Source organism: Ignavibacteriota bacterium (assembly GCA_016218045.1).
GTDB lineage: Bacteria > Bacteroidota > Ignavibacteria > SZUA-365 > SZUA-365 > JACRFB01.
In genome coordinates this window covers 207,304-217,783 of the sequence record JACRFB010000031.1, presented here as the reverse complement: position 1 = coordinate 217,783, position 10,480 = coordinate 207,304, and the positions used below count along the sequence as shown (strand labels likewise).

Sequence of the window (10,480 nt, the reverse complement as noted above, 5' to 3'; positions counted from 1 at the left end):
TTCCCCGCACGCGCGGGGATGAACCGGTGTATCTCGTCGACGGCGCGCAGGTGCAGGGGTATTCCCCGCACGCGCGGGGATGAACCGCAGTGGGTCGGTGGTCGCTAGTCCGTAATACCGTATTCCCCGCACGCGCGGGGATGAACCGCGGGCAGCGTGAGACTGCGCCCTATCTTGATAGTATTCCCCGCACGCGCGGGGATGAACCGGCGGGTATTCTGTTGGTGAGGAGGGTGCTGAAGTATTCCCCGCACGCGCGGGGATGAACCGGCGAACGGCGGTCCCGCGAGTTGCGCGGAAGCGTATTCCCCGCACGCGCGGGGATGAACCGGCACTACGGACTCTTTCGGAACTCAAACAGTCGTATTCCCCGCACGCGCGGGGATGAACCGAACGCGAGAAGCGCAAAAAGGAAGCGGAATCAGTATTCCCCGCACGCGCGGGGATGAACCGGATACAACATCTCTCACCGCCTACGGGTGGAAGTATTCCCCGCACGCGCGGGGATGAACCGAGTACCGCGTCGAAGGACGCCCGTATTCAATCGTATTCCCCGCACGCGCGGGGATGAACCGATCTTTGCAATCTGCGCGAAACCCGCAGCGGTGTATTCCCCGCACGCGCGGGGATGAACCGGAAACGAAATTTACGCCGGGGCCGTGGCTAGTGTATTCCCCGCACGCGCGGGGATGAACCGAGGTTGTGCAAGGTCAACCGGCGCAGACCCACGTATTCCCCGCACGCGCGGGGATGAACCGAGGTTGTGCAAGGTCAACCGGCGCAGACCCACGTATTCCCCGCACGCGCGGGGATGAACCGTTCTACTGTGACTTCCGGCCAGTCGATCACGTGTTTTCCCCGCACGCGCGGGGATGAACAGACAACGCCTTGTAGCGCTCGGCGTCACCTGATTTCCAAGCCATACATGACTGGGCCCCATCAATGTAATTTGCCGGTTGCGTTATTCATGATAGCCCACGGTTCGATATGTGTGATGCTGCGAAATTCACAAATAATACGAAACAACACATGCCCCCTTTGGAGTTAACATGCGCGATGACTTAAAACCGCTACAATCATTTGGAGACATAATCGAGAAGTATGCTCAAATCCCGCGCGTACAATTGCCGACGACGTATCTGGGTCTATGCCGCTATCCAGGTTGGCGTTTCGAAGAAGTAACGAGTCGTATTTTGCAATTTTATTTTACGCCCGCGAATGAGCATAGGCTGGGTGATACACTCATCCGCGCGCTGCTCGATGCTGTGGCTGAGAAAGACGACGGGGCTGAGGGGCTGCCCCGGTTGCGAGACGCCGCCTCGTATAACGATGCGTTTGCACGAGTGGAGGTTGATGCGGAGGGCAAACGCATCGATCTTGTCATCCAAACTCATGCCGGTGTGATTGGCATCGAGAATAAGATCACCGCGTCCTTGTACAACGACTTGTCTGTATACCGGAAACGACTACGCCCGCCGGCGCTCTGTATTGTGCTCTCGGTCTTTGACATCACCGATCCGTCCGAAAAAAACAGGATGAATGAGACGGGATTCGTCGGCATCACCTACTGTAAGTTCTTCGCCTTTCTTAAACCGCGCCTCGGCGCCGTGACACAACAGGCAGATACAAAGCTTCTCATCCATTTATATGACTTTATTACAGAAATCGAAAACCGGCGTCGGGGTGCAACCATGGAAAATGAACTGTTTGACTTTTATTGCGAGCACCAATGGACGATTTGGGAAATGAACGAGAAGTTTCAAACCAAATACGTCCCAGCAGTGGCGAGGAAATTGGAAGGGTACCTATCGAAGCTTGAACTGCTTCGTAAACAAGACGAAAGCTGCGCAACAATCAGCAAATTTTGTGATTGGCGCATATGGCAAAAACAGAAGATCGAACAGGTCGCTATTCACAAAGACTTGCGAATCGGCATCGAGGGGTATTTCACGAAAAATCACGGCTGCCCGCCACAGTTCAGCATCTTCCTGCGCACGTGGGATGAGGATGCGTGGAAACACTACCAGTCCTTGTACGATGAGATGAATGCTGTTGCATCGAAGGAGTGGCCTCGCGGCATTCCAGTTCCATCAACCGTATCCACATTTCAAATTTTCCTCCGTAGCGTCCCTGTGACAATCGGAGGTGATACGGCGAATGACGAGCCTGTCGAGGAAGATATCGATAATGTAGCGCAAGCGCTGGACCAAGTTTGGAGCCGTCTATGGGCCAGCCTTCTTAGGTTCACGGCCCGCGATGAAACACAATCGACAGGTTAGAATCCAAGTGAGTTGCATGGCCGTGCGGTGTCCGAATGTGTGCAGTATTAAATCCCCGCAGTCGCTACCGCACTACCTCCTCCCTTGATCAAAGACCTACGATGCGGAGACACACCGTGCAAGCCGCTTCGATCTGTCAACGATGGTACGCCACGTGTATGACGTGTGGTGATTCCGAATGACTCGCCACGAATACAAACCCTGGCGCGTGGGACCGCCGCGTCGTAAGAAGCGCAAGCCGGCGCCGGGGTTGTGTTTTTCTCGCTCCTGTATCTCGGCAAGGCGGGGATGAAAGCACGCGAAGAAGCGATGAACGCGGTCAAGCGCGACCAGACGAACGACCGATCGATGTATCACTCGCACATGGAACGCCAGCACAAGGATCTGCAGCAGATCCACTACTACCAGCAGAAGACCTACGAGAAAATGGAGGCGATACTGGATGAGCTTCGCAGTGCCGCTTCAAGATCGGATGGTTGAACGTATCGTATCACACATGTTCAACTCGTCAACGGGCAACACAATCCGGCCTCACCCGTTTCATCCCATGCTCCGGTCCCTTGTTTACTGACTCAGTATCTGCGGCCTTTCGGTGTGGGTACCGGAGATTGTACTTCCATCGTCGAGCTGGAGATCGACTGTGTACACCGCCTGCGCGATACGGTTGTAACCTGCGGATGTAAAATCGTACTCCACTCGCAACACCGCGGTCACAAGACGGTACTTTGTGAGTCGCGCGACGGTGTTGTGCAGCGTGGTGGAGACGCTCTGTGCCAGCGTGATATTTCTTTCGATATCGAGTTCTCTCGGAACATGGGCGCACGTATACAAATCCAACTCAATTGTCATCGCCCCCATTTCACGTGCGAGGTACGCTACGTGAACCGCCGACACCGCGTACTGCTGCGCGGCGTTGTGTGCGAATCCCCGTATCAATGATTTTTTCGACATACACCCCCACTACCTATACCAGCAGGCGCTGGTTTGTAGAATCATCTCCGGCGGCATCACTGCGTGCCTCTCGCTGGCTCACAGTAAAAAGCCAGCTCCTTAAGGGACCGCCATCGTCGGTTATTAACGGATCCATCTACGGTTTTCCTTTGCTCCTCTTGCAAGGACATCTTCCGACACGCAATAATACGTAACACACCCGATACCTCACACCCCCACCTTTCAACACCGCGGCGGAATGAACGGGCACAGTTCACTCCGCCGCAGCTTGTATTTCGTACACCATCGTTCTCCCCTGTCGCTGGTGATTCTCCCTGGTACAGGATTGAAACCCGGGCGCGGGGCGCCTACGGGACGATCACAGCCGCGGGCACGGGATTCGGCGTCGCGTTCCCGTTGCCTGTTGTTGCAGAACCCGTTCCAAGCGCGGCACCGTTGCCGGGGCTTGCGCCCGCCGGTGTTGCCGTCGCACCGTTGCCGGTGTGTACGGCGCCTGCAACCACATCCGAGCCGTTAGGTGTGGGTGTGGCGTTTCCGGTTGCCGCCGCACCCGCACCATTGCCGTTCCCGTTCACGGGTGCGGCACTCTCGCCATTGCTTTTACGCCGTACACCGAGTGACTTGGTGACACGGAGTTGGTGGTAGTTGTTGTAAAAGGCCTCGTCGGTGTTGCGATAATGTTCGATCATGCCGTCGAGTTCCTCGCTGAGCAGCCGGTCGGTATTCAGAATAAGCGACTGCAAATCGTTGCGAGCAGTCTTTCGATCCGCGAGACTGCTTTCCCGTGTGCCCATCGCCTTGCCGAAGTTCACAACAGCAAGGCGGAAGGACTCGAGGGCCGCCTCGTCCACGCCGTATTTGCCGAGTTCGCCTGCGTGTTGTGTCACCTCATCAAGAAACAGACGCGCGCGGGTAAGCAACTCCGTGTCCCGAAGCCCCCGGAGTGCCCATTTTTCGGTTGAGACTCTGGCATCCATTTCGAGCAGACCCGCACGGCGTGCGTAGATACGCACCGAGGCACCGATACGGATCATAAAATCGATAAGCTGCTCTTCAGCAAGCACCTTGACATCCGTCTTGCCCGCGGTGACACCTGCCTGTACTTCCGCCGCCCTTTCAATCGAGGCGACATTTTTGTTGAAGAGCGAAACGATTTCCTCGCAGGCAGGGATCTTTCCAACGATCGCCGCATGCCGTTGAAGATAGTCCTGCAGACTGCGGTACATCGCGAGGCGATTGAGTTGTTGAGAATTCATACATGCTCCATGTTTGAATGAATTGTCGGTGGCCGGCCGCCATGTCTGATCTGGATTTTCCAGCTTGTGCAGACTTTACCATTACACTCCTCAAACAGGGAAAATGTTCCCAAAAATGTGAAAATATTTTCAGTGCGGCATGTTATTCATTAACAAGATTTTAGCTGCATCCGACCCCTTTCCCCTCCCTCCGGCCGGTGTTTTTTTTTCATTTTTTTTCTTGTCGCTCCCCGCTTTTGCAATTTTTCGAAGAAAACCTTCCATTTGGAACTGTGAAACGTCCATTCGGAAACCTCACACAGCCATTTGGAACTGCGAAACATCCATTTGGAACTGCGAAACATCCATTTGGAACTGCGAAACATCCATTTGGAACTGCGAAACATCCATTTGGAACTGCGAAACGTCCATTTGGAGCTGTGAAACGTCCATTTGGAACTGCGAAACGTCCATTTGGAACTGCAAAACATCCATTTGGAAATGCGAAACATCCATTTGGAGACCACAGACATCCAGGTCGGAATCGCAAACAACTATTGCGCGATCGCAAAACACCTTTCCTCGGGTAAAGCTTTTAACACGGGTGAAGGGTATCGCGGTATGGGCTACGTCTGTGAAATCAAACTGCGGGTGTTAATGTCTCGAGACACGTATGCCTGTGTCGGAAGTGCCAGGCACCAGTACCTACGCCTACGGCGCTGCGTCGGGTAAACTACTCCCCACTCGCACCTCCCCACTCCCTACTCCGCCGCACCACTCACTTTTTCCCGAAAGACGGCGGGTGTGCGAACAAGTGTGCTTGTGGCGAAGTCGAAGAAGACAATTCCGGTTTTGACGTGTGCGACGTCGCGGCCGCTGCTGATGTCGACCATGCGGAAATACACGTCGCAGCCGACTCGTGTAAAATCGGCGACGGCGACGTCGACGCGCAGGCGTTCACCCTGGAATGCCTGGGTCTTGTACACTACCGCCGCGTCACTCATGACAATGCCGGCGCCGCCGGTGTCGAATTCGCTGAAGCCGTATGAGGCGAGGAAACGGATGCGCGCCTCGTGTGCCAGCGAGAGAACGGAATCGTTCCCGAGATGCCCCGCGTAGTTGACGTCGCTTACACGCACGCTGATCTCGGTGCTGAACGGAAAGTACTCTGGGAGTTCGATTCTGACACGGGGCATGGATGTTTCCTCGGTTGCGGTGAATAAAGACGGGGGCCTCACGGACTCCCGGTAAAAATACGCGGGCGCCGCGTATGGATCACGCGACGCCCGCTTCGGTGTTGATGGCGCCGAGGCGCGGATCAGAGGGCTTCGGCGTTGGCGGCGAGATAGGACGCAACACCGTCGGCGGTGTCGATCATGCCGCTGTCGCCCTTCTGCCAGCCGGCGGGACACACTTCGCCGTATTCCTCGTGGTGCTGCAATGCGTCCACCATACGGAGCATCTCGTCCACATTCCGGCCGAGCGGAAGATTGTTAATTACCTGATGCTGCACGACGCCGTCCTTGTCGATAAGGAAGGAGGCGCGGAAGGCGACACCGTCGGCGTTCTCCACGCCGTAATCGCGCGTGATGCTGTGCGACTTGTCGGCGACCAGCGGGAACTTCACCGCGCCGATGCCGCCCTGTTCTGCCGGCGTGTTGCGCCAGGCGAAGTGCGTGTACTGGGAATCGATCGACACACCGACAACTTCCACACCGCGCTTCCTGAACTCTTCCACGCGATGATCATGCGCGATGATTTCCGTCGGACACACGAAGGTGAAATCGAGCGGCCAGAAGAAAAGCACCACGTACTTGCCGCGGAGATCGGAGAGACGGAACGCGTCGACGATGCTGCCGTCGGGCATAACCGCGGGGGCTGTGAAATCGGGAGCCGTTTTTGCAACGAGAACACTCATGGACAAAGACCTTGATTTGGTTGTGGTGAAAGGATGATGGATCATTCTCTGGACCACATAACACAAAACCAGGCCGCAAGGTTCACACGGCGGAACGGCCGCGTACTACCGCGAAAGACCGGTGAGATACAACGTGCGGTACGACGGATCCTGCCACACGGCGAGCAGCGCGCGAAGGTCGGCGTACTGCTCGGGCGGTACGGGCGACACCATCAGCAGCAGCGTCCGCGCCACCACAACACCCTCGGCATTCGCGCGCACAACGCAGCGCACTTCACCGACGTTGTTGCTCACGTTCTGTTCGCGGGGAATCGAGGCCAACGCGGTGTTGGGCGGAATGCGCAGCAGAACTTTCGACTCGTAACGGCCGCGGTTTCCGACATCGATGGGCGTGCGGCGCTGCTCGAGACCGAGGTTGACGTGCAGGTCGTCGACACCCGCGGGAAGCTGCGGCATGCTGATCGCCGCGAGGCCGTCGCGCGCTTCGAGGGGACGTGTCGACGTGATCAGCACCTGGGCCGCCGTGGGCCGCTGCTGCCGCGCACCGTCCTTGTCCTCCGTCACTTTGACACCCTGCACACAGGAGGCCATCGCGCGTTTCAACTGCGTGGTCCTGCGCGCCGGATCCATCTCGCTCGAGAATACTCCGCCGTAATCACACACTACGGTCCCCGACACAATTCCATCCTCGGCGATGGCCGCGCGGAAATCGAGCGCGACGCGGTTCTCGGTGCGCGGTCCGCGTACGCCCGGAGGTGCGGGCGCACCGCTGAGCGCAAAGAGCGCCTTCCCGGATAGGCGGTACGGGATCTTGTCGTATTGCGCCGCGCCGGGATCGAGCAAAAGCGGTTCCTCAGTGCCGGGCAGGCGCACGAGCACGGCCGCGTTGTTCCATGCGTGCGGCGCCTGACGCGGCAGTCCGGGTCCGACCAATACCGCGTCGGCATCAAAACCCACGGCCCGTATCAAGGCGGCCAGAAGTATGGCACGGTCGAGTGTGCTGCCCACGTTGCGCTCGAAGGTCTGCTGAGCGGTCTGCGCCTGATAGCCGATATATCCTAGATCGCCGCTCATCGTGCCCACCGTGTTCTCGACGTGGGCGCGAAGGGCGAAGGCCTTCTGTGTTGCATCGGAAGCGTTCGCCGTGAGGGAGGTGGCGAGCGCGCGGGCAGCTTCGTTGAGTGTGTAGGAGGGATTGATGTGCGTCCGTACGGCCTCCTCGGTGGTGGTCGCGAAGGTGAGTACAGGGAGCACCTGCTCCATTCCGGGCTGCTGCGTTTCAACCGGCATCATGGCGACGTTCGGGAAGGTCCAGGTCAACACATTGGCCTGGCCGTCCTTCGATGTGACGGGAGCCGTGGTGTCGCGCGCGAGATCGGTGTACAGGGTCTGCCCCGCGGGAAATTTCACGCGGACGGTGAAGCGGCGGATCGGCGAGCGGTCGCCGATAAGAACGCGGGCCGAGAGCCCGGGCAGAAAACCCTTCTTTGTTGTGATCGTGTAGGCGAGATGCGCAACGCTGCCGCGCTCGAGTCCAGTGTGTGTCACCACCATTTCGCGGAGGTGCATGTACGGCGCGGCATTGGCCGCGAAGCCGGGCAGCACTTCGTTAAAGGCGTTGAAGGGAGCTTTGACGTCGCGTCCGTCGGCCATACGTGTGGACGCGTCGGTGATCTTGAGCGTCTGCCACGCGGGATTGTACACGATGAAGGTCTCGCCGTAGGCGCGGTTGAAGGCAAACGAGGTGAGGTAGCGGAGATGGTGCTCGTAACGGTACACGATGGTTCCATCGTCCTGCAGCGTGTATTCGTGCTGCACGTCGACGTATTCCGCATCGGCGTCGGGCGCGGTCTTCTGCGCACTGAGCGGAAGGGCGAGCACCGCGGCGAGGAAGGCGGCTGTTGCGAGTGTGCGCGCAATATTTTTCATGTGGGATTCCATTCGGCCTAGTTCTGGGTGTATCGGTCAGCGTGAAAGGAGGACGGGTTGCGCCATGAAGCTCAACCGCGATGTCAGCGCGGCGCGGAAGGCGGGCCAGTCGCCCGCATCATACAGCCGCTTCTCCATTCGATGCGTGGCACGCACGGTGAGGGTTTTTCCCGCGAGTGTGTACGCCGCCTCGAAGGCGGCCGCGGGACTCTTGACGGCCGCTGGTGCCGCGGGCGCCGCGACAGTCCACCCCGACGGCAACGTTACCTTCTCCGACACCTCCACCAGTTTCGAACATCGTGTGCGGAAGCCGTATTTACGCACGGCGATACTGGTATCGAGCGCAAGCTCGGCACTCATCACGCCGTCGGTAAACGGATTGCGCGCAAGGAGCGGGACAAAACGGATCTTGTCGGTGCCGACCACGGCGTAGCCGGGAATGCGGTACTTTACACGCAGCCGCATCGGCTGGCTCAGATCGCCCGGATCCACCATGGTCTGCTCGAGTATCTCCGCGCGCGGCGAAACCTCGTACATCACACGCGGGAGGTATTCCTTCCATGATGATTGATAACTGCGTGTGAAGGCGCGACGGATATTCGCGTCGGATTGCCCGTCGGCCTCCAGCGTAAACTCTCCTTCGAGTGTGCCCTCATCGTCGAGCCGCGAGCTGCCGTTCAATTTCCAGTAATGATTCTCCGCGGGTGACACGGGCGTGGTCATGATGTCGGCGCCGCCGGGTATGCCGAGAAGGAATTCCTGCTGCTGCTCGGCGCTCGACCACATCTCGCGCACGCCGGGTATCCACGTCGGATCGAGCAGCATCCATGCTCCGTTTTTCCGCTTCACCGCGGCCACGCTGTGGTTGAACTGATCCGCGGGGATGCGGTCGATGCGTGATCCGGCCATGGTCATCGCGGGATACGACTCGAAACCCGCCGCGCGCAGCATCGCCACGAGGATGCCGGCCTTGTCCTTGCACACGCCGCAGCGGTCGAGCAGTGTCATCGATCCGGGATGCAGGGTGTAGCCCTCGCCCGGACCCATCGAGATGCCCGAATATCGGATCTCTTCCGCGGCCCAGTGATTGAGGATGGAGATCTTTTTCAATTCGTCGGTCACACCCTTTAACAGGCGGTCGGTGACGGCCTGTATCTCCGGGGTCACCTCGAAGCTTTTAAAATCCTCGTTGACCTTGTTGAACCAGACCGACTTTGCGTACCAGTCGGGCGAGGTCGAGAGCAGAAGTTTCGGCGCGACGTCGGATGCCGCCACCATGTTGCGTTCCTCCGCGAAGGGGGTGATGTTTTTCTTCCAGAACGTATGAACGACCTTGTCGGGGACGGTGTAGAGGCCGGCCGTCGGATGCAGCGCGTCCTCGTCGGTCTTCGCCTGCGCACCGGCCGGATTCACGTCCACTTTCACACGATAATTTTTTTCCGGAGGGAAATGGACGGCCGAGCCGAGTTCGCCGTTGTACACTTCGTACTGCAGCGGCTTGTCGCGCGGCACCGCGATGCGGTACACCTTTTCGAGCATGGGAAGGGAACTCCAGAATTCCACGATGTCGTAGAAGTGTCCCTTCATCGGCGGGATGAAGCGGCTGTCGTCGTCGCCTTCCGCCAGCAGCGCGTAGGTGAATCCCTTGCGGAAGACGAGGGTCTCGACCGCGTCGCCGGGTTCGAGGCGGCCGACATCCACGAGCTTTTCGCGGGCGCCCCAGTAGATGGCGCGGGCCGGGGCCGGATAATCGATGACACGCTCGCGCGGCACCGTCTCCACGCGTCCGTCCTTGCGATACACACGCACGAGCAGCACATCGACGGCCGCCGACAGCGGATCGTAGCCGAAGCTGATGCCGCGCATTTCCTTCGCGCCCGCGGCGGTGAGCACCTTGGTGAAACGGTGCATGCGCACGTAGCTGAGCCCCGTCTCTTTCACATCGACATCGGTGCTGTCGTAGATGACAAGCTGCTGCGCGTTCGGGTACATATCCGCGCCGCCTGCCGCGCGCAGCAGGGCGAGGTTGCGGTCCGGCGTCTGCGCCGTTGCGCCCGTTACGCAGGCGATAAGCAGCGCTGCCGCGCTGACGAGGAGGGAGAAACGTCGTCTCATGTCTGGCCGTATTGTGACTGTGGGAGATTCGCGAGCGGCGCCGGCGGGAATAC

10 protein-coding genes and 1 CRISPR repeat array are annotated in these 10,480 nt (G+C 58.7%); of the genes, 2 read left to right on the top strand and 8 right to left on the bottom strand.

The genetic code is table 11. The features are described 5' to 3' along the window. Position 1: 1 nt before the first annotated feature. A CRISPR array of direct repeats spans positions 2-880; the repeat unit is 25 nt; unit sequence TCCCCGCACGCGCGGGGATGAACCG. 169 nt (positions 881-1,049) lie between these two features. Further along, complete coding sequence (locus HY962_09140; protein ID MBI5647089.1) at positions 1,050-2,279, top strand: PD-(D/E)XK nuclease family protein; 1,230 nt, start codon at positions 1,050-1,052, stop codon at positions 2,277-2,279. A gap of 288 nt (positions 2,280-2,567) precedes the next feature. Further along, complete coding sequence (locus HY962_09135) at positions 2,568-2,759, top strand: hypothetical protein (protein MBI5647088.1); 192 nt, start codon at positions 2,568-2,570, stop codon at positions 2,757-2,759. Between the two features lie 84 nt (positions 2,760-2,843). Here the strand turns inward: HY962_09135 and HY962_09130 are convergent, their stop codons facing one another. The 8 genes from HY962_09130 to HY962_09095 all read right to left on the bottom strand — a co-directional run bounded on the left by HY962_09130 (position 2,844) and on the right by HY962_09095 (position 10,427). Beyond that, on the bottom strand, positions 2,844-3,230 hold the full coding sequence (locus HY962_09130; protein MBI5647087.1) for a hypothetical protein: 387 nt from the start codon (positions 3,228-3,230) through the stop codon (positions 2,844-2,846). A 347-nt stretch (positions 3,231-3,577) separates the two neighbouring features. After that, on the bottom strand, positions 3,578-4,486 hold the full coding sequence (locus HY962_09125) for a hypothetical protein (GenBank protein ID MBI5647086.1): 909 nt from the start codon (positions 4,484-4,486) through the stop codon (positions 3,578-3,580). 129 nt (positions 4,487-4,615) lie between these two features. Next, complete coding sequence (locus HY962_09120) at positions 4,616-4,771, bottom strand: hypothetical protein (GenBank protein ID MBI5647085.1); 156 nt, start codon at positions 4,769-4,771, stop codon at positions 4,616-4,618. Positions 4,772-4,780: 9 nt separating this feature from the next. Further along, positions 4,781-4,981, bottom strand: coding sequence for a hypothetical protein (locus HY962_09115; protein ID MBI5647084.1), 201 nt, complete (start codon positions 4,979-4,981; stop codon positions 4,781-4,783). Between the two features lie 245 nt (positions 4,982-5,226). Further along, positions 5,227-5,661 (bottom strand): thioesterase family protein, encoded by a 435-nt coding sequence (locus HY962_09110; protein MBI5647083.1) that lies wholly within the window; start codon positions 5,659-5,661, stop codon positions 5,227-5,229. Between the two features lie 122 nt (positions 5,662-5,783). Continuing rightward, complete coding sequence (locus tag HY962_09105; protein MBI5647082.1) at positions 5,784-6,383, bottom strand: peroxiredoxin; 600 nt, start codon at positions 6,381-6,383, stop codon at positions 5,784-5,786. A 105-nt stretch (positions 6,384-6,488) separates the two neighbouring features. Next, positions 6,489-8,312, bottom strand: coding sequence for a DUF3857 domain-containing protein (locus HY962_09100; GenBank protein MBI5647081.1), 1,824 nt, complete (start codon positions 8,310-8,312; stop codon positions 6,489-6,491). Positions 8,313-8,348: 36 nt separating this feature from the next. After that, entirely contained in the window at positions 8,349-10,427 is a 2,079-nt protein-coding gene (locus HY962_09095) for a DUF3857 and transglutaminase domain-containing protein (protein ID MBI5647080.1), read from the bottom strand. Between the last annotated feature and the right edge of the window lie 53 nt (positions 10,428-10,480).

Coding starts and splice junctions, on each gene's coding strand:
- HY962_09115 (MBI5647084.1), bottom strand. CDS start 4,981: ATGGATGTTTCGCATTTCCAAATGGATGTTTTGCAGTTCCAAATGGAC.
- HY962_09110 (MBI5647083.1), bottom strand. CDS start 5,661: ATGCCCCGTGTCAGAATCGAACTCCCAGAGTACTTTCCGTTCAGCACC.
- HY962_09135 (MBI5647088.1), top strand. CDS start 2,568: ATGAAAGCACGCGAAGAAGCGATGAACGCGGTCAAGCGCGACCAGACG.
- HY962_09100 (MBI5647081.1), bottom strand. CDS start 8,312: ATGAAAAATATTGCGCGCACACTCGCAACAGCCGCCTTCCTCGCCGCG.
- HY962_09140 (MBI5647089.1), top strand. CDS start 1,050: ATGCGCGATGACTTAAAACCGCTACAATCATTTGGAGACATAATCGAG.
- HY962_09125 (MBI5647086.1), bottom strand. CDS start 4,486: ATGAATTCTCAACAACTCAATCGCCTCGCGATGTACCGCAGTCTGCAG.
- HY962_09120 (MBI5647085.1), bottom strand. CDS start 4,771: ATGGACGTTTCACAGTTCCAAATGGAAGGTTTTCTTCGAAAAATTGCA.
- HY962_09095 (MBI5647080.1), bottom strand. CDS start 10,427: ATGAGACGACGTTTCTCCCTCCTCGTCAGCGCGGCAGCGCTGCTTATC.
- HY962_09130 (MBI5647087.1), bottom strand. CDS start 3,230: ATGTCGAAAAAATCATTGATACGGGGATTCGCACACAACGCCGCGCAG.
- HY962_09105 (MBI5647082.1), bottom strand. CDS start 6,383: ATGAGTGTTCTCGTTGCAAAAACGGCTCCCGATTTCACAGCCCCCGCG.